Source organism: Nautilia profundicola AmH, assembly GCF_000021725.1.
In the GTDB taxonomy this organism is placed as follows: Bacteria; Campylobacterota; Campylobacteria; order Campylobacterales; family Nautiliaceae; genus Nautilia; species Nautilia profundicola.
In genome coordinates this window covers 62,469-85,204 of the sequence record NC_012115.1, presented here as the reverse complement: position 1 = coordinate 85,204, position 22,736 = coordinate 62,469, and the positions used below count along the sequence as shown (strand labels likewise).

Sequence of the window (22,736 nt, the reverse complement as noted above, 5' to 3'; positions counted from 1 at the left end):
CTAAGTTAAGTGATTTTTTATACAAAATATTCGTTTCTGTTACTATCCAAATTATGCGCGGATATTGAATATATTTTCAACACTATTTTCTTATTTTTATTTTTTACACGTTGAATAACAAAACCAGATAAATAAATTATTAAAGATAGTTTAGTTCAAGAAGTGACAGACACCAATAAGAAGTGATTTGAAAAGTGAAAGGAAAAAACCTGATTATAAAGTCAGGTCTAAAATTCTTTCTGCTTTTTCGATATCTTCAACACTTGGTTTTTTATGTGCTCCGATTTGTTTAAGAACTCTCGCAACTATTAACATTAACGCACCGATATATTCAGGTAAAACTTCTTCAAGTTCTTTTGAAATAGGGTATTTTAACGGTGGAATTTGTTCTAAATATAATAGAACGTCTTTAAGATCCACTTCTTCTTCAAGTTTTTTAAATTCTCTGATACTTTCTTCAAAACCTCTTGTTAAAGGCATGTCCGCCGGTTGAATCACATCTCTTCCGTTGTATCCTGTTTTTTCAACAGCAACCAATAATAAATCATGGAATTTTTTTTCAACTATATCGATTATTCTGTCAGCTTTAGATTTATCAAGCTCTAAACTTGCCGCTTTTTTGAAAACTGCTTCAATTTTTTTAAATCCTACTACTCTTGCCATTTCCTCTCCTTAAGTTTTTTAAAATTATATAACTTAATCAACAAAAAGTCAAGTATATTGAGTCAATTTCACTAAATTAAAATGTAAAACCTACCCCTACATATAAACTACTGTCATAATTGTTATCAAAACTAATATCTCTATATCCGACAAACACTTCTCCGTTTTCAATAAACTGAGTTCCTGCTTCAACTTTAAATTTCATAAACTTATCAGCTTCGTCAAAACTTAAAATTTTAGGAGCATATTCAAACTCTCCTCTTACAAAAACAGGAATTGAAAACTGCCCGATATAACTTGAAGCGCCTATACCTACCGGAAGCGCTGAATTTTTAGTCGTATGCACAAAATCAACAAACAAAGAAAACTTAATCGGCAAATCAATACCTATAGCCTGGCCTTCACTTTTGACTCCTGCATAAAAGAAATTCGATTTATCAGAATTAATTAAATACCCGCCTCTTACATAAAAAGGCTGTTCGTAAGATACTTTTGCTTGTCCTTCCACCATTATAGTATCATTTGTAATCTGTAAATTAGCAAAATTGCCCGCAAACAAACTACCTGCAGCAAATACGCTTAATAGTAACTTTTTCATTCCGCATCCTTTTTTATAAAATTATATCTAATATAATATTACTTTTACTTTTTCACCGGCACTTAAAGAGTACAGCCCTTCATTTAACACCATTAAAGCCTCATTACCTATAAGGTTTGTCAAAATTCCGCTGCTGCCTTGTTTTTTACCTTTTGTATCAACAACATATTCTCCGTTCTCAAAAGAAACATTAACTGCCACAAACTGTGTTTTTTTGAATTTTTTAATAAAATCGTCTCTTAATTTAGCCTCAATTACTTTTAATGATTTTTTATTTTCAAATGCATCCGCAATAGGTACCACATAAAGTAAAAACGTCACAAAACTGCTGTAAGGGAATCCGGGAAGGGAAACGATATACTTTTCACCTGCACGTGCTATCATAATCCACTGACCGGGCTTTATATTAACCCCGTGAAATAAAACATCAAACTCTCCTGTAATTTCTTTTACGAAATCAAAATCCCCTACGCTTACTCCTCCGGTCGTAACAACTATATCACTATTTTGGAGGGCTGAAATTATCTTGTTTTTTATCGACTCTTTATTGTCTCCTGCTATTCCAAGATTATGAGTCTCATAACCCAAACTTCTCCCAAGAGCTGTAAGTGTGTAATTATTAGAACTTCTTATCTGTCCCATTTTATATTCTTCATCCAAATCCACCACTTCTTCACCCGTGGCAAGCACTGAAACTACAGGCTTTTTAACTACACTTACAACAGGTATTCCAAGAGATGCCAATACACCTATTTCCCCCGCCTTAATTAACGTTCCTTTTTTAATTAACGTTTCACCTTCTTTAAAATCTTCTCCTACAGGTCTTACTGAAAACCCTTTTTCAACTTTTTCTTTTATTATTAATTTGTCTCCAATTACTTCGACATTTTCAATAGGGACCAATGTATCACTGTTTTCCGGCATAAAACTACCTGTAAATGTTTTAACTGTTTCACCTTTTTCTATTTTTTTATATTTAAAACTCCCGGCAGGATTTTTTCCTATTATTTTGATTTCTTTATCAATATCTTCGTATTTTATGGCATATCCATCCATAGAAGCAGTAGGCATATACGGATTATCATATTTTGCTTTTATATCCTCTGCAAGCACCCTGTTTAGAGCATTTTCTAAAAAAACTCTCTCACTTGCTTTTACGCTCGGAAGATTTTCATTTAAAATTTTTATAGATTCATCAAAACTTATATGTGCCATAACTTCTCCTTATTCCTCACTTAAAATCCCTGCTCCGGGTAATTCTTTTGCTCTGTCTTTGGCAAATACTCTTTCTCCGTTTATTAGATCGTATTTCCAAATTGGTGCATTTGCTTTAAAATCTTCCACGAACTCTTCCAAATATTTAAAACCTTCCGTTCTGTGCTTTGTAAAAATCGCACATAAAAAGCTTGTTTCTCCCACCATTACATCGCCGAAACTATGCGCCATCGTTATTTTACAATCATCTAAATTTTGCCATTTCTTAAACCATTCATTAAGCATTGGAAGATACAAATCAAAACTTAGTCCTTCAATTCCGTTATCCGGTCTAACAATACCGATGAACGGAATCATCGCTCCGTATCCTTCAAGTTTAAATTCCTCATACCACCTCTCAAGAGTTGGTATAACCGGTACTCCGCCTTTAAATACTTCTAACATATTCTCCTCCGTTTTTAATTTTTAAATCTATCACCCTCCGCATACAGGCGGAAGTATCGCAACCCTGTCTCCATCTTTTAGTTCTACATCCAATGTTGTTGTTAATTTATCATTAACAGCTACTGCCGAATTTTCCAACCATTTTTTTATTTCATCATCTTTGCTTAACACTTCTTTAAGTTCCTTTAAATTTTTTACATTAATTTCAATATTTTCTTTTGCAATTGGCCCTAAAAACTCTACTTTAACCATTAACACTCCTTTTTTTGACATATCAACCGCCTGATTATATGATAAAATATTATCTAAAAAAGGCTAATATGCTTATAGGTCATATTGATTATTTAAACCTTTTGCCATTTTATCAATTTTTGAAGAAAAAAGGGATAAAGGTCAAAAAATCATATCCTGCAGAAATTAATGAATGGTTTGAAAAAGGCATCATCGATGCTGCTTTTATATCGTCCGTCAAAGCCAAAAACAAAAAATGCTTAAATGCCGGTATAGCGGCAAATAAAAAAGTAAAAACCGTTTTGGTTTGTCCAGGAGAGGGAGATGATTTTGAATCTGCCACATCAAATGTTCTGGCAAAAGTGCTTAAAATTAAAGGCAGGGTTGTAATAGGAGATAAAGCATTTAAAGAAAACAACTGCATAGATTTAGCAAAAGTATGGCATCAAAAATATAAGCTTCCATTCGTATTTGCACTTTTTTGTACAAATAAAAATCAAAAAAAATACAAAAAACTTATAAACGAATTTTTAATTAAAAAACAAAAAATACCGTATTCAGTTATAAAAAAATACGCTCAGAAAGCCGGTATTTCAACAAAAGAAGCAAAAGATTATTTAGACAACATTATATATTATAAAATAGGCTGGAGAGAAAAAAAAGCGTTAAAAACTTTTTGGCAACTTTCAAAGAGTATAAAATGAAAAACTCAAATCTATTTGAAATAGAACAACTCCCTCAGATAGACAGCGAAATATTTGAAACACTCATCAAACATAAAAACGTAACGGTTAAAAAAATCATTTCAAATACGTTAAAGACACCTCAGACTTTTGTTCAGGAAGAAGACGAGTTTGTAGTGCTTTTAAAAGGATGTGCGAAAATAGAGATAAACGGAGAAATTAAAAAACTAAAAGCCGGAGATTGGCTTTTTATTCCTGCAAACACGACTCACACATTAATAAAAACAAAAAAAACGGCCGTATGGCTGGCCGTATATATTTACTGATATATTTTTTTAATATAATCTATTCTTCTTGTCATATTAAGCATTAACATATCGGCTATTACGCATGCCGCCATTGCCTCCACAACAACACTTCCTCTGATTGCCACTATCGGATCATGCCTTCCTTTAAGGTCTACTTCAACTTCATTTCCGTATATATCAACTGTTTTTTGGGTTTTGAAAATCGAAGGTGTTGGTTTGAAATATATTTCGGCTTCTACACTTTCCCCGTTGCTTATACCTCCTAAAACACCTCCGGCATTATTACTCAAAAAACCTTCTTTTGTAATTTCATCGTTATTTTCAAGGCCTGTAAGTTTATGTGCTTCGCTGTTTCCTATATAGATTCCTTTTACGGCGTTGATACTCACCATTGCGCTTGCCAGCACATTGTCAAGTTTATAATAAATAGGTTCTCCAAGGCCTACGGGAAGATTGTCAATTTTTAATTTCACAACTCCACCCAAAGAATTATGCTCGTTTCTTTTTTCATCTATAAGTTCTATCCATTTTTCTTCAGCTTTTTCATCAAGTGCAAAAAGAGGTGATGTTTTTGCGTATTCATAATCTTCTTTTTTGGCTCTTACCCCGCCAATTTCAATAACTCCGGCTTTAATATCAATATTCAGCTCTTTTAAAAGCATTTTAGCAACCGCACCTGCTGCAACCCTTGCGGCGGTTTCACGCGCAGAGCTTCTGCCTCCTCCCCTGTAATCCCTGATTCCGTATTTATTCCAATACGTAAAATCGGCATGCCCAGGACGGAACAAGTCTTTTATGTTTGAATAATCCTTGCTTTTTTGGTCTTTATTGAAAATCACTATTGCAATAGGAGTACCTGTCGTTTTACCTTCAAACACACCGCTTAGCACTTCTGCCCTGTCGCTTTCTTTTCTTTGTGTTGCGAATCTGTTTTTGCCCGGTTTTCTTCTATCAAGCTCGTTTTGCAAAAACTCTTCGTCAAAATCAAGCCCGGCAGGTACACCGTCAACGATAACACCTATGGCTTTTCCGTGCGACTCCCCGAATGTCGTAAATCTGAATAGTTCTCCGAAACTGTTAAACATTATTTTCCTTTTTTAGCCGTATCTGTCCCCATCTTTGCCATCTTTCACCACTTCACAACTTCACAACTTATCTACTTCACAACTTATAAATTAAGCTCTTTTTTAAGCATGTCAATAGTAAGCCTCGCTCCTTCTTGTTGCGCCGTTTTTTTGCTTTTGCCTTTTGCCCTTGCGTATTCTTTATCTTGTATAAATACACCGATTTCAAACTCTTTTTTATGATCAGGCCCGCTGGCACTTATCAATCTGTATTCAGGTACCACTCCGAAATGAGCCTGTGTAATTTCCTGAAGTGTGGTTTTATAATCTTTAAGCAACTCCTCAGGTGTAATAATAGGAAACTCTTCTTTTAAAAGTCTAAGAGCCACATCTTTTGCCTTTTCAAACCCGGCTTCCAAATATATAGCCCCTATAACCGCTTCAAATGCGCTTGAAAGTATTGACGGCTTTTCACGTCCGTTATTATTTTCTTCCGCAGGCGAAAGATATAAATATTTACCAAGATTTAATCTTTTAGCAAGCCTTGTAAAAGAGTCTTCATTTACAAGCGCCGCTCTCAGTTTTGAAAGAATTCCCTCCTCAGCTTTAGGAAATAGATGAAAAAGATATTCACCTACTATCAAATCCATTACCGCATCACCTAAGAATTCCAATCTTTCATTATTTACTTCTTTCTTATAACTTCTGTGCGTCAGAGCCTCGGTTATCAATTTTTTGTTTTTAAACTGATACCCCAAGCTCTTTTCAAGTTCACTAATCTGCATTCATTATCCTTTGTGTTGTTTTAGGTATTAAATCCATGCATTTAGGATTAAATTCAATTAATGAGTTCAAATCCATAAAAGCCGGTTTGCTTGCAAGATAAAAAAACAGAAAATGAGTAAGTGCACTTATAGGATTTTCGCATTTTTCACATTCACTGTTTCTTATAATATCACATTTTTCTTTTTCAAGTTCCCAAATTTCAGCAATTTTTGCAGCTATTTCAAATAACGACATTCCTGTCATTCTTTTAAGCAATGTACCGAGTTCTAACGGTGCAGACTCAGTGATTAACTCAACTTTATCTTTTTTATCGCCTAAAAGCATATCACAAACACAAACCGCCACCGGAATAATTGCTCCTATTTCCGGATACTTTTTATATGTTTCTTTTCCGAACTCCAATATCATATATTCTTCATAATCTGACAAAAACTGTGCTTGAAAATCCTTAAAGTTAATTTGAAATATTCTCCATTCCTTAGGCTCAAGAAGAGATACAATATAACTATAAACAAGGCTTTTAGCCATTTCAAGACCTATCATGGTAAAAAGCTGAACCGTGTCTTCCACTTTATTAGGTAGAGAAAAATAAGCGGAATTAACTACATGTTCGATCTGTTTTTTTAAAACCAGATCATTTTCTGCTTCAAGTGCCGCTTTTTTTAAATCGCCTTCTTTTAAATATTTCAAAGTGTTCATAGCGCTCTCCGGTACAGGAGGCACTTGAGACAAATATTTTTTAATCTCTTCTTGAGATATAAGCATTATTTTTTCCTTTTTGCTGCTTCTTCTTTTGCAATTTTATCACAAATTTCATTTTCCCTATGTCCCGAATGCCCTTTAACCCAATTCACATTAATAATATGAGGTTTGCTTATTTCAATAAACTCCTGCCATAAATCAACATTTTTAACATTTTTAAAATTCTTTTTTTTCCAATTTTCCAACCATTCGCTTATACCTTTTAACACATAAGTCGAATCGGCATACAAATCAATTTCACAAGGCTCTTTTAATAATTTTAACGCTTCGATTACGGCTTTTAATTCCATTCTGTTATTTGTTGTCAGTTCTTCTCCCCCACTTATAGTTTTTTCATGACCTTTATATCTTAAAACGGAACACCATCCTCCCGGTCCAGGATTTCCCAAGGAACTGCCGTCGGTATATATCTCTATTTTTTTCATAACTACCTTTTTAATATTTTTTATCAATTGAGTATTTAAGTAAAAAGATAAAATTTGTCTTTTTTCTTTTTTTCTGTTATAATTCATAAAAATTTTAACAAAAGGAGGCAAAAATGCCAAAAATTAACAGATATCAAGACATCTCTCAAATCGACAGAGAAGCAAAAAAAGATTACATCGACAGACATTCACCGTTCGTGCATTGTGAAGACACTGCAAAAAAAGGTGAAAAATTCAAAGTTAAAGTAAAAGTTGGTAACGAATATTCGCATCCTGATGATTTTGATCACTACATTGCATATGTTCAATTATGGAACGGAGAAACTCTACTTGGACAGGCTACATTTACACCTGGTACACTTGGTAACCAAAAAGATCATGTTGAAGTTGATTTCTACATCGTTCCTACTTCAAACAAACTTAAACTTACTGCAATGGCTTACTGTACAAAACATGGCTTATGGGAAAGTGAAGTTAAAGAAGTTTCTGTATCAGAATAAAAGATATCTTTCTCTTAAATTGCCCTTTTTTAGGGCTTTTTTACAAAAATTTTACATTGATTAAAGCAAATGAATGTTCATATGTATAAAAAGACTATTTTTCTATTAAATCTACATTAAAATTTATTGACACCCTATTTTTTTTGATATATAATTTCCGTAGCCTCGAAGGAGGGCTTATGATTAAACGCATTCTGTTTTTTTACATTGACGGTTTTAAAAACATGTCAAGCGTCGGTCAAAAACTTTGGCTGATCATCATCATTAAGTTGGTTGTGATTTTTGTTGTGCTTAAAGTGTTTTTCTTCCCGACTGTTAGTTCTAAAGTCAAAGGGGAAGAAGCACAAAAAGCGCTTTACATTAATCAACTAACAAAAATCACATCCGACAAACAAAAAAAGGAGGAATAGCATGGTAGATTACAGCATGCTTGAATGGGCGAGAGCCCAGTTTGCTATGACGGCACTTTTCCACTTTTTCTTCGTACCGTTTACACTCGGTATGTCGTTTATTGTAGCGTTTTTCGAAACAATTTACGTAAAAACTGGAAAAGCTGAATGGAAAGAAATAACACAATTTTGGCAGTTAATCTTCGGTATTAACTTCGCAATCGGTTTATCTACAGGTATTATTCACGAATTTGAGTTCGGGACTAACTGGTCTACATACTCATGGGTTGTTGGTGACTTATTCGGAGCACCATTAGCAGTTGAAGGTATTGTTGCATTCTTCCTTGAAGCAACATTTGCGGCAATCGCATTCTTCGGATGGAAAAGGGTAAGTAAAGGTGTTCACTTAACATCATCTTGGTTACTTGCGATCGGTTCAAACCTTTCAGCATTATGGATTCTTATCGCAAACGGATTTATGCAACATCCTACAAGCGAATTTTATAAATACAACATTGACAATGCAAGACTTGAAATGACAGACTTCTTTGCAATGATTACTCAGCCTGTTGCACAGGTTAAATTCTTACACGTTGTAAGTAGTGCATACACACTTGCGGCAGTATTCGTACTTGGTATTTCATCTCTTTATTTACTTAGAGGAAAACATAAAGATTTCGCGAAAAAATCTGCTACTGTTGCAGCGGCTTTCGGTTTAGTGGCTTCAATCTTTACTGCAGTAATCGGTGACGAGCACGCATATGAAGTTGCAAATACTCAGCCTACTAAAATTGCAGCGGCAGAAGGTTTAATTGTTGGTGAAAAAGGTGCACCAATAGTAGCTATCGGTATTCCTAAAACTGTTGATCCAAGAAACACAAACAGCAATGACGAAGCGTTCGCATTCAAAATCGAACTTCCTGGTATGTTATCACTTCTTGGAAAAAGAGACATTAATGCATTCGTTCCTGGTCTAAAAGACTTAGTAAACGGAAATGAAAAATATGGTATTTGGCCATTTGAAAAACTTCATGCGGAAGGTGCTAAAGCTATTGAAGCACTTAAAGCATATCACACTGCTAAAGCTAACGGCGACAAAGCTGGAATGGAAGCGGCAAAAGCTGAATTCTATAAAGTTGTTGCTGATGTTAACGGTGTAAAAGTAACAAGAGCAGACTTAATGGGTTACGGATATTTAACAGACCCTACTAAATTATATCCGCCAGTAGCGCCGGTATTCTATTCATTCCATATTATGGTTGCGTTAGGATTCTGGTTCATCTTACTATTCTTACTTGCTTATGTATCTATCTTAAAAGGTACATTCGAAAACAATACACTTGTTCAAAAACTTGCAGTGCTATCTGTTCCATTACCATGGATCGGTACAAGTTTCGGATGGATGACTGCAGAAATCGGAAGACAACCATGGACTGTATTTGGTGTGTTACCAACAAGCGAATCAGTAACACCAATTGCATTACAAAATGTTCAAGCGACATTCTTCCTATTCTTAACAGCTTTCGTAATCCTTGGTATTGCAGAGCTTAAAATCCTATTTACGGTCGTTAAACACGGACCAAAAGGAGCGCACTAATGACTTGGGCACCAATTACAGTGGACGCAACTCATTTTTATCTACAGTTTTATTGGTGGATAATTGTTGCGGTTCTTGGAGGACTATTCTTATTTATGACATTTGTTCAAGGTGGACAAACATTATTTCACGTAGCAAAAGATGAAATTGAAGAGAGAGGTATTCTTAACTCTCTTGGTAGAAAATGGGAACTCACATTTACAACTCTTGTTATGTTCGGTGGTGCGTTATACGCAGCATTCCCACTATTTTACTCAGTATCTTTCGGTGGAGCTTACTGGGTATGGATGCTAATTCTTTTCGCATTCGTACTTCAGGCAGTATCATATGAATATATGAACAGAACAGGTAACCTTATCGGTAAAGGTGCATACAAATTCTTCTTATATTTCAACGGTGTTGTTGGTATTGTATTAATCGGTGCTGCAGTTGGAACATTCTTTACAGGTTCAAACTTTACTTATGATCCTGCTACAAGAATCCTTGAGTGGGGTACAGCTAAAGACGGATTCAACTTAAGAGGTCTTGAAGCTGCAATCGATTTTAAACACGGAGCATGGTTTAACCTTGCAATGGGTGTTTTAGTATTCGCAGTAGCAAGAATTCTTGGGGCATTATGGTTAATTAACGACCTTGATGAAAAAGATTTCGCAGACGTAGTTGCAAGACTTAGAGCTGTAGTTAAAAGATGTTTCGTAGTTTTACTTGTAGCTTTAGTAATCGTTCTTTACGGACTAATTACATTAAAAGGTTACGCGTACGACATTCACGATCCTAAAGGTACTGTTTCATTAGTGGCAGGTAAATATTTACAAAACTTATTAGCATTCGGTGCTATTCAGTTAATCGTATTCTTAGTAGGTGTTGTATTATTCGTTCTTGGTGTATTCCAAAGCGGATTCGGTAGTTCAAGAAAAGGTATCTGGGCTGCAGGTCTTGGTACTGTATTAATCGGAATTATCGTATTTACATTAGCTGGTTTAAATGGAACTGCGTTTTATCCAAGTTATGCTGATTTACAAAGTAGCTTAACAATCCAAAATGCATCAGGTTCTAAATACACACTAATGGTTATGGCATGGGTTAGTGTTGCTGTTCCTTTTGTTTTAGGATATATTATTTACGTTTGGTATCAAATGAAAAAACAAGGTCCTATTACAAAAGAAGAAATCTTAACAGATGACCATGCATATTAAGGAGCGAAAATGAGAAAGTTTTTAGCATTAATCACACTATTTCTTGGAAGCTTCCTTTTCGCTTCTGAGAAATTATTGCCAAACGGAATTACACCTGAGGCTCAACATATCAATTCAACATGGGGACTAATTTTATTCTTTATGTGGCCTATTTTAATTATTGTGGCTTACAAATTCGTAGAATTTACTCTTAAAAAAAGCGGGGTTGAAGAAGATCTTTAATCTCTCCCCTTCTTTTATTATATTCTCTTACTAATTCTTCAAAAATTAAATTTCATTTTCAACTATTTGAGTTGCTATTTTTTTGCTATAATTTTACTCCATACAACCACATTTATTAGGAGAACTTTATGATAAAAGAATTAGACAAGATTGGTATTAAAGCGAACAAAATAATACACAATCCAAGTTATGATAAAATTATTGAAGACACACTAAAAAAAGGTGAAGTTGAGTTAACCGCAAGTGGCGCAACTGCTGTTGATACCGGTGAGTTTACGGGTAGAAGCCCAAAAGATAAATATTTTGTAAAACAATCTCCGAGTGATCAATATATTGCATGGGGTGATATAAATCAACCGATCTCACTTGAAACTTTTAAAAAATTAGAAGCTTTCACAAAAGAAGAACTTTCAAAAAAAGACGAATTATATGTTGTTGATGTTTTTGTAGGTGCAAGTAAAGAAAGTAGAAGAGGTATAAGATTCGTAACTCCTATCGCATGGCAAGCACATTTTGTAATGAATATGTTTATATTGCCAACAGAAGAAGAAAAAGCAAACTTCAAACCTGATTTTACTTTTTTGGTTGCCGGAAAAGCCAGATATCCTGAGTGGAAAGAAGAAGGATTAAATAGTGATATTTTCGTAGCATTTAACATAGAAGAAAACCTTGCTGTCATGAGCGGAACAATGTACGGCGGCGAAATGAAAAAAGGTATATTTACCATGATGAATTACTGGTTGCCGCTTGAGGGTAAACTTTCTATGCATTGTTCGGCAAATGTTGGTGAAGAAGGAGATGTTGCTTTATTTTTCGGTCTTTCTGGAACTGGTAAAACAACTCTATCTACTGATCCAAAAAGAAAACTTATAGGTGATGACGAACATGGATGGGATGATAACGGTGTATTTAACTTCGAAGGTGGATGTTACGCAAAAGTTATCAATCTTGATAAAGAGAGTGAGCCAGAAATTTACGGAGCAATCAAAAGAGGAGCACTTCTTGAAAATGTAGTACTTAAAGAAAACGGTGAAGTTGATTATACTGACGGAAGCAAAACTGAGAACACAAGAGTTTCATATCCTATTGAACATATTGAAAACCATGAATGCACACTTCAGGGAGGACACCCTAAAAATATTATATTCTTAAGTGCTGATGCGTTTGGTGTTCTACCTCCTGTTTCTAAACTAACTAAAGAGCAGGCAATGTATTATTTCTTAAGCGGTTATACTGCTAAAGTTGCTGGGACTGAAAGAGGAATCACAGAACCAGTTGCAACATTTAGTGCATGTTTCGGTGAACCTTTCTTACCATTACATCCTACTGCATACGCAAAACTCCTTGGTGAAAAAATCGATAAACACGAAGTAAACGTTTATCTTGTAAATACAGGATGGACAGGTGGTCCTTACGGTGTAGGTCACAGAATGAGTATTAAAGATACAAGAGCATGTATTAACGCTATTCTTGACGGAAGTATCAATAATGCTGAATTTGAAACTCTTCCTGTATTTGAACTTCAAATACCAAAAGAGCTTCCTGGAGTAAATACTGAGGTATTAAATCCAAGAAACACTTGGGAAGACAAAAACGCATACGATGAGCAACTAAAAAAACTTGCAAGTATGTTTGTTGAAAACTTCAAAAGATACGAAGACGTACCTGAGGGCGTAGAGTACGAAAAAGCGGGGCCAAAAGTATAATTTAGAAACATAAACTTTTATATTCCCTCTTTTTTTCCTTATCTTTTTAATATTTTTATCATTTTAACACTTCAGTGCTATTGCATTTTATTAAGTTTTTTTATATAATTTTAGTCCTTAAATGCGGGCTTAGCTCAGCTGGCTAGAGCGCCACCTTGCCAAGGTGGAGGTCGCGGGTTCGAATCCCGTAGCCCGCTCCATTAAACTTAAAGCTTTAAGTTTACACGGCGCCATAGCCAAGTGGCTAAGGCAGGGGCCTGCAAAGCCCTGATCCCCGGTTCGAATCCGGGTGGCGCCTCCATTTAAGGGAACTTTAAGAGTTTTTTGATAAACTTTCACTTCACAAAGCCCGGGTGGCGGAATTGGTAGACGCAAGGGACTTAAAATCCCTCGGGAGCAATCCCGTGCCGGTTCGAGTCCGGCCCCGGGCACCATTCCCAGATAAATTATTGTTTATAAACAATAAATGGAGAGGTGGGTGAGTGGTTGAAACCGGCGGCCTTGAAAGCCGTTGAGGTCGCAAGGCCTCCGCGGGTTCGAATCCCGCCCTCTCCGCCATTTTTAACTCTACACAAGGTGTCTGTCACTAATAAATTACTCCTTTTTTGATATAATATATTTATGGATAAAAATATATTAGGATTAGATAGTTTTAAATATAATGTTACAAGAATAAGTTTGTTTCTTGCAATAATTATTACATTTGTATTTTTTGTTTTAAGACTGTTAGACATAATACCAAGACCGTCATTGGCAACATTAAACACAACAAGTCTGCTTTTCTTTTTAATAGCAATGTATGTTTGCTTATTAAAATGCAAAAATAAACTTTATACAATACAGTTAGTAACATATTTTGTAATTATTACTTTTATAACACTTCAAACTGTTATTGCAAAATATAATGTTTTTCTACCTGTATGGGTTGATTTTACCATTTTAACAGCATATATTACAACAAATAAAAAAATAGCCATAATCATCTCAGTTTATAGTTTATTTGCTCTTTTTTTTATAAAACTGTTCAATCTATATAATATCGATGCATTTTCCTTCATGACCCTTATAATGAGTCTCGTAGCATTTTCAATATTAGGTTTTTTAATTTCCCTACAATTAGACAAATACGCAAAAGAAACACTTGAGCAAAGTAAAAAATTAGAAAAACTTGCTTTAATAGATGAGCTAACTCAAATTTTTAACAGGAGGGCTTTTTTTAAAATTGCCCAAAAACTCTTAATGCAAGCAAAAAGAGAAGAAAAAACACTAACTCTTATCATGATGGATATCGATCATTTTAAAAAAATAAACGATACATATGGACACAAAGCCGGAGATATCGTGTTAAAAAGTTTTGTTTCAGAAATTCAAAAAATTATTAGACAAAATGATTTGTTTGCAAGAATTGGAGGCGAAGAATTTGTACTTCTTTTGTATGATACTTCGGAAAAAGACGTAGATGCTATTGTTGATAAAATTTTAAACGCCATAAGAAACATGCATATTTCAATTAACGAAAATACAATGATACAAATAACGGTGAGTTTAGGTATATATATTATTCAGTCTTACAATGAAGACAATATTCAACAAGCTTTAATTAACGCTGATAAAGCACTTTATGTAGCGAAAAAAACCGGAAGAAATAAAGCTGTTTATTATTGAAGCAATAAATCCTCTATTACCTTTTCAATATTTTTATATTCATATATATATCCATGTTTAACACCATTAATTATAATTTTCTTATTTAAGTTTGGTATGTTTTTTAATAGATTATCAATATTTCTTTGCGGAATGATATCATCATTTTCAACCAATAAAACATTAACGGGTGCTTTAACTTTTTTTATCCATTCAATCTCAGTAAATTTATATTTTACTAATTTATCAACAGGTAAAAAAGGATATTTACTTTTTGCTACATTAACAATTGAGTCAAAAGGTGTTATTAAAACAAGTTTTTTGATGCCTCTTTTAGATGCTACATACGCTGCCACTGCGCTTCCCAAACTTCTTCCGATAATGATATCTGGTTTGTATTTGTCAAATATCTCAAGAGAATATTTTAATATACATTTCTCACAAGGTTTGCCTTCACTTCCTGCATATCCCGGATAATTAAAACCTATAAAATTAAATCCTCTGATTTTAGGGGCAATATTATCTAAAAACTCAATAACATTATTAGCATTACCGCTAAAATACAAAACCAAAGGTGAGTTTTCATTGTTTTTTGTAACCGCACCTTCCAAAATAATTCCATCACTTGTTTTAAACGATATCTTTTTAGCAACCTTAGGCACATACTCTTTAGCCCATTTTCGATTAAATATTTTACTTTCTTGCGTAACATACAAATAAATAACCGCTCCAAAATAAATAACTATTCCTACTAATAAAATAAATACAAATGTTTTCATAATATACCTTTTTAAACCTTTTTAAACACATATTAAAATTGTATCTTAATTTAAAATATATAAATATATTAAGTGTCTGTCACTTATAAAATCAAAAATAAAAGCGGGAATCCCCGCTTATAATTAAAACTCTATTAGACCTTCAAGAGGAGATGAGGCTGTTGCATAAGGCTTTTTAGGTATTCTTCCGGCTTTGTAAGCCATTCTACCTGCAATAACTGCATGTTTCATAGCTTCCGCCATCGCTATAGGGTTTTTGGCTTGTGCGATTGCCGTATTTGTAAGCACTCCGTCAGCTCCAAGTTCCATCGCTACTGCAGCGTCGCTTGCAGTTCCTATACCCGCATCAACAATTACAGGTACGTTTACAGCGTCTTTTACAAATACAACATTGTATCTGTTTTGAACGCCAAGTCCGCTTCCGATAGGCGCGGCAAGAGGCATAACCGCATGAGCTCCGGCATTTTCCAATCTTTTTGCCATAATAGGATCATCGTTCGTATAAGCCATAATTGTGAAATCTTCTTTGGCTAATACTTCACACGCCTTTAGCGTCTCCATTACATCTGGATAAAGAGTTTTAGCCGTGTCACCGATAACTTCAAGTTTAATAATATCAATTCCTGTAGCTTCTCTCACAAGTCTGAAAAGTGTGATCGCTTCTTCTGCCGTAGTACAACCAGCAGAGTTTGGCAAAATCTTAACATCCGTATCTTTGAAATAATCCATTAAGTTTTCTTCATTAGGATCCATTATATTTACACGTCTTACCGCAACAGTAATCATTTCCGCACCACTTGCAAGTGTTGCGTCTCTTGTAGTTTGAAAATCTGGATATTTACCGCTTCCTACTATCAGTCTGCTTGTAAATTCATATTTTCCTATTTTTAAAATATCGCTCATTAAATCTCCTTAAAAACTATTTCTTTTTAAATTTAACATAATCCCAAATTTCTTTGTCACCGAAAAGCCCTTTTCTCGCAAATAACATTATGCCTAAAAGAATTAAACTAAACACAACCATTCTAAGGCCCGGAATTCCATGCACAGGACCAATTGACCACGTTGCGTCGTCAAGAGGTCTCAACACTTCCATACCGCCGATAAACAGAAGCGTTCCTATAATAGCACCACTCATACTTCCAAGACCGCCAAGAACGATAATAATTAATAATTGGAATGTTAGCATAAACGTAAACTGATCAGGAGAAATTGAACCGATAGAACTTGCTAAAAGTCCTCCTCCCACACCTTCAAAAAATGCACTTGTCATAAAAGCCAATGTTTTTGTTTTAAATGTATTAACACCCATCGCAAGAGCCGCATCTTCATCATCTCTTACCGCTTTCATCGCACGTCCGTATTTAGAATATACAATATTATAAACAAGTACGATAGTTACAAGAGCGGTAAACCCTATCCAGAAATAACTTGCAAACCCGGGAATTGAGTCAAGCCCCATAGAACCGTTTGAAATTTCCGGATTATTGATTAAGAAAATTCTGATAATAAATCCGAATCCTAAAGTAACGATAGCAAGATAATCACCTCTTACCCTAAATACAGGAAAAGCAAGTGTCAGTGCTACTAAAGCTGAAACGATTCCGCTGATAATTAATGTAAAAAACGGATTAGGTAAAAATATGTCTTTAATAAACGGATAAGGGTCTGCAATCATATACATATCAGCTTTTACTTCCGGACTTAGCATTAAAAGTGCCGTAACGTACGCACCTATAGCTACAAATCCATTAGGTTCAAGTGAAAACTGCCCTGTAACACCATTGATTAAATTATAACTGACAGCAAGGATAATAAAAATATACACATTCCCCAATACCGTAATCGTATAATCATTAAACAAGTTTGGTGAAATATATAAAAATCCTAAAAATACAGCTGTTACCGCAGCAATTATTCCAAAATATTTTGCGGCACTCATATCTTTTAAATTTAATTTTACCTTTTCCATCATTAAAACCTTTGTCTTTCAAAATCTATACCCATAATTCCTGTAGGTTTAAACAGTAGTACGAAAATCAGGAAAATAAATGCAAACGCATCTTTCCATCCTCCGAGTTCTGGGAAGAACCCAGGAATTGCAACTTCTGCAAATCCTAAAATAAACCCACCTATTACCGCACCTGTAACACTTCCGATTCCACCAACAACAGCGGCAGCAAACGCTTTAAGACCTACAAGCATACCCATATAAGGGTCAATGCTCGGGTAAGCCATAGCATAAGCAATTCCTCCTATTGCTGCAAGCGCACTACCTAATGCAAATACAAAAGCAATGATTTTATTTGAATCTGCACCCATTAATTTTACTGTTTGGATATCAAATGCCAATGCCCTAATTGCTATACCTATTTTCGTTCTATATAATATAAATAACACAATACCTAATAACGCCAATGTTAAAATCGGAACAAGAACTGTCAATACCGGAACTGTAAGTGAACCTACATGTAAAATATGAGAAAACCATTTAGGAAAATAGAAAGCCTGATATGTTCCTCCCAAATATTGATTGGCAATAACGTTAAATAAAGATTCCAAGAAAAATGAAATACCAATTGCTGTAATCAAAAGTGAAATTTTAGGCGCATCTTTATCCAATAAAGGTTTATATGCGCTTGCATATGTCAAAATACCGACCCCGGCTGTAAAAATGATCGCAAACAATACCGAAACATAAAAATTAAGTCCGATTATTTTGAAAAAAATAAATGCCATAAAAGCACCCACCATCATAATATCACCGTGTGCAAAGTTAATAAGTCTTAACACACCATAAACCAATGTATACCCGATTGCAATTAATGCGTACATACTTCCAAGCGAAAACCCGTTTACAATCTGTTGCAACACAAAACCGATGTCCATCTTACTTTTCCTTTTCTCTCATTTCTTTATAGATTTTTTCATATTCTTTTTTAACATCATCGCTAACTTTTCTTCTTGCAGAAATAAAACCGATTATATCATTATTTTCATCTTTTATAGGCGTAATTGTAGCATCTACCCAGTAATATTTTCCATCTTTTCTTAAATTTTTTACAATTCCATTCCATTCTTTGCCTTGCAAAATGGTATTCCACATTTCTCTAAATACTTTTTTAGGCATATCAGGATGTCTTACAATACTGTGCGGTCTACCTACCATTTCACCTTTTTCATATCCAGATAGTGCCCTAAAAACCGAGTTCGTATAAGTGATTTTCCCTGTTATATCTGTTTTCGAAACAACAGGCCTATTGTCTTTATTTATATCTTCAAACCTTACTTCTTCATTAAGTATCACTTCCTTCCCCTTTATCACACACAACTTTATTTCTTCCTTGTTTTTTAGCAAAATACACTTTTCTGTCAGCTTTTAATATTAAATCTTCAATATCCTCACCAAAATCAAATTCACTCACTCCTGCACTAATTGTAATTTTGATTCTCTTTTTTTCGCAAAAATCATGTTCTTCAACAAACTTTCTAAAATTTTCCAACTTTTTACAAGCATTAATTCCATCTGTAAAAGGCATTATTATAAATATTTCTTCACCGCCGTATCTTGAAACGATATCGGATCCTCTGAAATTATCCTTGAGCAGTTCAGCCAATTCTTTTAAAACACAGTCACCTATTAAATGTCCGTATGTATCATTAATTTTTTTAAAAAAATCTATATCTATCATTGCTACGCTTAACGGAAACTTGTATCTTTTAGCCTCTTGTACTTTTTGAGATAAAAATTCTTTCATATATTCTCTGTTGTAAAGTTTTGTTAAAGGATCTGAAATTGATTTTTCATAAAGCATTTTGTTACTATCTTCAAGTTCTCTTAATATGAGTTCTTTTTCTAAAGAAATCGCAACAGGTACGGATATTTTATTCAACAACATTTCAAGGAGCGTTTTTTCTTTTTTATTCATGTTTTTATTAATAATTATATAAATGTCACCTATTTTTTTATCGTTTTGTTTGAGCTCTTTTTTAAATGAATAATTTTCATCCATATGATCAATTTCAACTATTTTGTGGTCTTCTCCGAAAGAAAAACAATGTTCTACTTCTGATAAAGGAGAAATACCACAAATTTCAATCTTTTGAATAGAAGGAATAACTTTCTTAATATTATCAAAAAGATTTCTAAGCACTAAATTAAATGAACTGAGCGATACCGTGTCTTTAAAAAACTGTTTTAAAACCTCATCGGTTTTGTTTAAAATATATAAGTCACTTTCATAATCATCCAACAAATAAAGCCCGCATTCTAATTCTTTAAGCTTATCTATAAGCGGATCGATCATATCTTTTTTGATTATTGAACCGTGTTGAGGTGCAATCATTAAAGGATGTTTTTTCTGAACCTGTTTCAGCGCATGGTGTAATACTTCTCTACTCGGCATATAATGCTTATGGAACGGTTTGGCCGCTTCAAAGTAATCGTCGACATCTTTTGCAAAAAGTGAAAATTCATCCGTTAACCCACCGAATAAATCACTTGAAAATAAAATACCGGTTTTTTTATCATAAGTACAAAATGCTCCAGGAAAATGAGCATATGGGGTAAATACAAACTCAAGTTCTCTCTTTCCGGCTTTTAATTTCCAGTTGTGCTGGTCTATAAGATAAAAAGGAGTGTCCCACATATAATGTTTTAAAAGCATTTCGGTTCGCCAATGGGTAACAATATACCTTTCATTTTTTGGCATAATTTTCTCAAACGTAGAATAACATCCGACTATATCAGGATCCTGATGATGCATAATAATATACTTAATGTCTTTCAAATTAATCAAAGAATTCAATTTTTCCAAAACAACCGGAAACGTAATCATACTCCCGGGATCGATTAAAATAGATTCGCTTCCGTTTTTAATCAAATACACATGACACTGGAATGGGTCATCGGGTATTACATATCCTACCCAATATACATTAGGTGCAATTTCAATCGGTTTACTATAATCCATTTTTCCTCTTTATTAAATAATAAAAACATTAAAAAGCACCATAATGCCGTTTAATGTTTTTACTCCCGAAAGGGAGAAAAAATTAAGGCTTGATAAGTTCTTTAAATACAACTTTTCCGTCTACGATTTCCTCAACAACTGCAGGTTTGTTAATTGGGTTTCCAGTTTTAGGATCGATTGTTAAATAACCTGTAACCGCTTCAAGGTTTTTAGTATGTCTAAGTGCATCGTTGATACATTGTTTGAACTGAAGATTAGTTTTATTAGCTTTAGTATCGCATTGTTTAATTGCGTTGTAAATTAATAAATATCCGTCAGCACCAGTTGCTGCGAATGCACTTGGAGATCTTCCGTATTTAGCTTTAAAGTCTTTAATAAATTCTTTAGAAAGCGGAGTTGGTGCTTTTGCAGGGTCGAAGTGATCAGTATACATTACACCGTTAGCTGCTTTTCCAGCAAGTTTTTTAAGAAGTGCAGGGTCTGCAATTCCGTCACCACCCATTACAGGAGAATTTACGCCAGCTGCTCTAAGTTGTCTTACAAGTAGACCTTCTTCAGGCGCATAAATTGGTGTATAGATAAAATCAGGGTTAAGTTTTTTAATTTGTGCAACTTGCGCGTTAAAATCTTTATCACCACTGTTAATAAATAATTTTTTAAGAACTTTTCCTCCGTCTTTTTTATAAGCTTTTTCAAAAGCTTTTGCAAGACCAACTGAATAATCCTGTTTCATATCGAAAACGATTACAGCAGTTTTAAGATTGTGTTTTAATGCATATTTTGCTGCTACTGTCCCTTGGAAATCATCTGTGAAACATGCTCTTGTGATATATTTGCTTCCTTTTGTAACTCTTGGATTTGTAGCAATTTGAGTAACTGTAGGAGTTTTTGTTGCTCCAGCAAATCTTTTAATTGACAAACTCATTGAACTTGCAAGAGGTCCTTCAACTGCTACAACTTTTTCACCACTTACTAATCTTTTATAACCATTAACAGTTTGAACTTTGTCAAATTGACCGTCAACTACAACTAATACAATTTTATCACCGTTTGGTAAAGTATTATATTTTTCATGAACAAGCTTGATACCATCAAGTGTTTTTTGTCCAAATGATGCAATAGGCCCTGTTAAAGGTTGTAAAACACCTACTTTAATTTCTTTTGCCGCTAATGTACTTGCAACAAGTGCGCTAAGCCCAAGTGCTAACAATTTCTTTTTCATTCACGCTCCTTTTATGTTAAAATTACCCAAGTATTATACCAAAAATGAAATTACTATAAATAAAGGGATTTAATGATAGATTTAAAGCTGCTGGAAAAAGATTTTGAAAACGTTTCAAAACGCCTTAAATTAAAAGGTGTAGATGAAAATAACCTGGAAGAAATCAAAAAACTATTCAAAGAAAAAAAAGAGATAAAAACAACACTTGATAAATTATTAGAACAACGAAATATTCTATCAAAACAAATCGGAAATTTTATGAAAAACGGTGAAAAAGATAAAGCTGAAGAAATAAAAAAAGAAGTAAACAGTTTAAAAGAAGAAATTTCTGTTCTTGAAGAAAAATTAAAGACAATAGAAGATTCTTTACTGCAAAAAGCTTTGGTAATTCCAAACATTCCGGATGAAGACGTCCCTATAGGAAAAGATGAGGATGAAAACGTTGAAATTAAAAGAGTTGGTGAAATACCTACCTTCGATTTCGAACCCAAACCTCACGACGAACTTGGAGAAAAACTTGACTGGCTCGATTTCACAAGAGGTGTAAAACTGGCAAAAAGCCGTTTTACTGTAATGAAAAAAGACGCCGCAAGACTTGAAAGAGCTCTTATTAACTTCTTTTTAGACCACAACAGGGAATGGGGATTTGAAGAAGTTTATGTTCCGTTTATGGTAAACAGGGAAACAATGACAGGTACCGGTCAGCTTCCTAAATTTGAAGAAGATTTATTTAAAATTGAAAACGAAGAACTGTATCTGATTCCTACGGCAGAAGTACCGTTGACAAACCTTTTCAGAGATGAAATTATCACAAACCTTGATGAGCCTATTAAATTAACGGCTTATACTCCTTGTTTCAGAAAAGAAGCGGGGAGTTACGGAAAAGACACCAAAGGTATAATCAGACAACACCAATTCGACAAAGTGGAGCTTGTAGCAATTACCAAACCTGAAGACAGTGACAAAATGTTTGACGAAATGGTTGCTTGTGCATCAAACGCACTTGAAAAATTGGGGCTCCCTTACAGACAGCTTATGCTATGTACGGGAGATTTAGGCTTCAGTGCCGCGAAAACAATAGACCTTGAAGTGTGGATACCTTCTCAAAACAAATACAGAGAAATAAGCTCGGTATCAAACACGAGAGATTTTCAAGCAAGACGTGCAAAAATCCGATATAAAGACGGCAAAAAAAACAAACTCGTTCATACGTTAAACGGAAGCAGTTTAGCAGTTGGAAGAACATTAGTGGCCATTATGGAAAATTATCAGACAAAAGACGGAAATATACAAATACCTGAAGCGTTAAAAAAATATCTATAAGGTAAA

General features: G+C 34.2%; 26 protein-coding genes and 4 tRNA genes. 14 read left to right on the top strand and 16 right to left on the bottom strand.

The features are described 5' to 3' along the window. Positions 1-213 precede the first annotated feature (213 nt). The 5 genes from NAMH_RS00530 to NAMH_RS00510 form a co-directional block, all read right to left on the bottom strand. Positions 214-663: a DUF1931 family protein gene (locus NAMH_RS00530; RefSeq protein WP_015901854.1), complete on the bottom strand. Its 450-nt coding sequence runs from the start codon at positions 661-663 to the stop codon at positions 214-216. Positions 664-739: 76 nt separating this feature from the next. After that, a complete protein-coding gene (locus tag NAMH_RS00525) occupies positions 740-1,261 on the bottom strand; it encodes a YfaZ family protein (protein WP_015902212.1) in 522 nt (173 codons plus the stop codon). Between the two features lie 27 nt (positions 1,262-1,288). Next, positions 1,289-2,476: a molybdopterin molybdotransferase MoeA gene (locus NAMH_RS00520; RefSeq protein WP_012663868.1), complete on the bottom strand. Its 1,188-nt coding sequence runs from the start codon at positions 2,474-2,476 to the stop codon at positions 1,289-1,291. Between the two features lie 9 nt (positions 2,477-2,485). Continuing rightward, on the bottom strand, positions 2,486-2,920 hold the full coding sequence (locus tag NAMH_RS00515) for a molybdopterin synthase catalytic subunit (protein ID WP_015901895.1): 435 nt from the start codon (positions 2,918-2,920) through the stop codon (positions 2,486-2,488). 30 nt (positions 2,921-2,950) lie between these two features. Then, positions 2,951-3,172, bottom strand: coding sequence for a MoaD/ThiS family protein (locus NAMH_RS00510; protein ID WP_015902825.1), 222 nt, complete (start codon positions 3,170-3,172; stop codon positions 2,951-2,953). 68 nt (positions 3,173-3,240) lie between these two features. Here NAMH_RS00510 and NAMH_RS00505 point away from each other — a divergent pair, with 68 nt between their 5' ends. After that, the gene (locus NAMH_RS00505; protein ID WP_015902355.1) at positions 3,241-3,855 is read left to right on the top strand and encodes an MqnA/MqnD/SBP family protein; all 615 of its coding nucleotides are present in this window, start codon (positions 3,241-3,243) and stop codon (positions 3,853-3,855) included. Then, on the top strand, positions 3,852-4,160 hold the full coding sequence (locus tag NAMH_RS00500; RefSeq protein ID WP_012663808.1) for a cupin domain-containing protein: 309 nt from the start codon (positions 3,852-3,854) through the stop codon (positions 4,158-4,160). Before NAMH_RS00505 ends, NAMH_RS00500 begins: the two co-directional genes overlap by 4 nt. Here NAMH_RS00500 and aroC read toward each other — a convergent pair. From aroC to rnhA, 4 genes are all read right to left on the bottom strand, one after another. Beyond that, positions 4,154-5,227, bottom strand: coding sequence for a chorismate synthase (gene aroC / locus NAMH_RS00495; protein WP_012663656.1), 1,074 nt, complete (start codon positions 5,225-5,227; stop codon positions 4,154-4,156). The genes NAMH_RS00500 and aroC overlap by 7 nt on opposite strands. 83 nt (positions 5,228-5,310) lie before the next feature. Further along, positions 5,311-5,991: a ribonuclease III gene (gene rnc / locus NAMH_RS00490; RefSeq protein ID WP_015902066.1), complete on the bottom strand. Its 681-nt coding sequence runs from the start codon at positions 5,989-5,991 to the stop codon at positions 5,311-5,313. After that, positions 5,981-6,757: an HDOD domain-containing protein gene (locus NAMH_RS00485; RefSeq protein WP_012663664.1), complete on the bottom strand. Its 777-nt coding sequence runs from the start codon at positions 6,755-6,757 to the stop codon at positions 5,981-5,983. Before NAMH_RS00485 ends, rnc begins: the two co-directional genes overlap by 11 nt. Further along, a complete protein-coding gene (gene rnhA / locus NAMH_RS00480) occupies positions 6,757-7,179 on the bottom strand; it encodes a ribonuclease HI (protein WP_041361704.1) in 423 nt (140 codons plus the stop codon). Before rnhA ends, NAMH_RS00485 begins: the two co-directional genes overlap by 1 nt. Positions 7,180-7,292: 113 nt before the next feature. Between rnhA and NAMH_RS00475 the strand changes: the two genes are divergently transcribed. From NAMH_RS00475 to NAMH_RS08900, 11 genes are all read left to right on the top strand, one after another. Beyond that, the gene (locus NAMH_RS00475; RefSeq protein WP_015901864.1) at positions 7,293-7,679 is read left to right on the top strand and encodes a class II SORL domain-containing protein; all 387 of its coding nucleotides are present in this window, start codon (positions 7,293-7,295) and stop codon (positions 7,677-7,679) included. 179 nt (positions 7,680-7,858) lie between these two features. After that, entirely contained in the window at positions 7,859-8,089 is a 231-nt protein-coding gene (locus NAMH_RS00470; RefSeq protein ID WP_015902763.1) for a DUF4492 domain-containing protein, read from the top strand. Between the two features lies 1 nt (position 8,090). Beyond that, the gene (locus NAMH_RS00465; protein ID WP_015902576.1) at positions 8,091-9,665 is read left to right on the top strand and encodes a cytochrome ubiquinol oxidase subunit I; all 1,575 of its coding nucleotides are present in this window, start codon (positions 8,091-8,093) and stop codon (positions 9,663-9,665) included. Beyond that, positions 9,665-10,861 (top strand): cytochrome d ubiquinol oxidase subunit II, encoded by a 1,197-nt coding sequence (locus NAMH_RS00460; RefSeq protein ID WP_015902408.1) that lies wholly within the window; start codon positions 9,665-9,667, stop codon positions 10,859-10,861. Before NAMH_RS00465 ends, NAMH_RS00460 begins: the two co-directional genes overlap by 1 nt. A gap of 9 nt (positions 10,862-10,870) precedes the next feature. Then, positions 10,871-11,083: a hypothetical protein gene (locus NAMH_RS00455; RefSeq protein ID WP_012663527.1), complete on the top strand. Its 213-nt coding sequence runs from the start codon at positions 10,871-10,873 to the stop codon at positions 11,081-11,083. Between the two features lie 128 nt (positions 11,084-11,211). Next, complete coding sequence (gene pckA, locus NAMH_RS00450; RefSeq protein ID WP_015902154.1) at positions 11,212-12,789, top strand: phosphoenolpyruvate carboxykinase (ATP); 1,578 nt, start codon at positions 11,212-11,214, stop codon at positions 12,787-12,789. A gap of 123 nt (positions 12,790-12,912) precedes the next feature. Continuing rightward, positions 12,913-12,989: transfer RNA gene (locus tag NAMH_RS00445), tRNA-Gly, on the top strand. Positions 12,990-13,015: 26 nt separating this feature from the next. Then, positions 13,016-13,090: transfer RNA gene (locus NAMH_RS00440), tRNA-Cys, on the top strand. A 46-nt stretch (positions 13,091-13,136) separates the two neighbouring features. Beyond that, a tRNA-Leu gene (locus tag NAMH_RS00435) sits at positions 13,137-13,223 on the top strand. Between the two features lie 34 nt (positions 13,224-13,257). Beyond that, a tRNA-Ser gene (locus NAMH_RS00430) sits at positions 13,258-13,347 on the top strand. Positions 13,348-13,467: 120 nt separating this feature from the next. Next, positions 13,468-14,454 (top strand): GGDEF domain-containing protein, encoded by a 987-nt coding sequence (locus tag NAMH_RS08900; RefSeq protein WP_049751148.1) that lies wholly within the window; start codon positions 13,468-13,470, stop codon positions 14,452-14,454. Here the strand turns inward: NAMH_RS08900 and NAMH_RS00420 are convergent. The 7 genes from NAMH_RS00420 to NAMH_RS00390 form a co-directional block, all read right to left on the bottom strand. Beyond that, complete coding sequence (locus NAMH_RS00420; protein WP_015902171.1) at positions 14,448-15,212, bottom strand: alpha/beta hydrolase; 765 nt, start codon at positions 15,210-15,212, stop codon at positions 14,448-14,450. The two genes, NAMH_RS08900 and NAMH_RS00420, sit on opposite strands and share 7 nt — an antisense overlap. Before the next feature lie 123 nt (positions 15,213-15,335). Next, on the bottom strand, positions 15,336-16,115 hold the full coding sequence (locus tag NAMH_RS00415; protein WP_012663827.1) for a thiazole synthase: 780 nt from the start codon (positions 16,113-16,115) through the stop codon (positions 15,336-15,338). Between the two features lie 16 nt (positions 16,116-16,131). After that, the gene (locus NAMH_RS00410; protein WP_015902266.1) at positions 16,132-17,184 is read right to left on the bottom strand and encodes a branched-chain amino acid ABC transporter permease; all 1,053 of its coding nucleotides are present in this window, start codon (positions 17,182-17,184) and stop codon (positions 16,132-16,134) included. A 2-nt stretch (positions 17,185-17,186) separates the two neighbouring features. Further along, the gene (locus tag NAMH_RS00405) at positions 17,187-18,101 is read right to left on the bottom strand and encodes a branched-chain amino acid ABC transporter permease (RefSeq protein WP_012663529.1); all 915 of its coding nucleotides are present in this window, start codon (positions 18,099-18,101) and stop codon (positions 17,187-17,189) included. A gap of 1 nt (position 18,102) precedes the next feature. Then, positions 18,103-18,519: a PAS domain-containing protein gene (locus tag NAMH_RS00400; RefSeq protein WP_015902385.1), complete on the bottom strand. Its 417-nt coding sequence runs from the start codon at positions 18,517-18,519 to the stop codon at positions 18,103-18,105. Beyond that, positions 18,509-20,185, bottom strand: a complete 1,677-nt coding sequence (locus tag NAMH_RS00395; protein ID WP_012663544.1) for an oxygen-binding di-iron domain-containing protein — start codon at positions 20,183-20,185, stop codon at positions 18,509-18,511. The genes NAMH_RS00400 and NAMH_RS00395 overlap by 11 nt, the downstream gene beginning before the upstream one ends. An 82-nt stretch (positions 20,186-20,267) precedes the next feature. Beyond that, positions 20,268-21,407 (bottom strand): ABC transporter substrate-binding protein, encoded by a 1,140-nt coding sequence (locus tag NAMH_RS00390; RefSeq protein ID WP_015901829.1) that lies wholly within the window; start codon positions 21,405-21,407, stop codon positions 20,268-20,270. A gap of 72 nt (positions 21,408-21,479) precedes the next feature. Here NAMH_RS00390 and serS point away from each other — a divergent pair, with 72 nt between their 5' ends. After that, positions 21,480-22,730, top strand: coding sequence for a serine--tRNA ligase (serS, locus tag NAMH_RS00385; protein WP_015902774.1), 1,251 nt, complete (start codon positions 21,480-21,482; stop codon positions 22,728-22,730). The last annotated feature ends 6 nt before the right edge of the window (positions 22,731-22,736 follow it).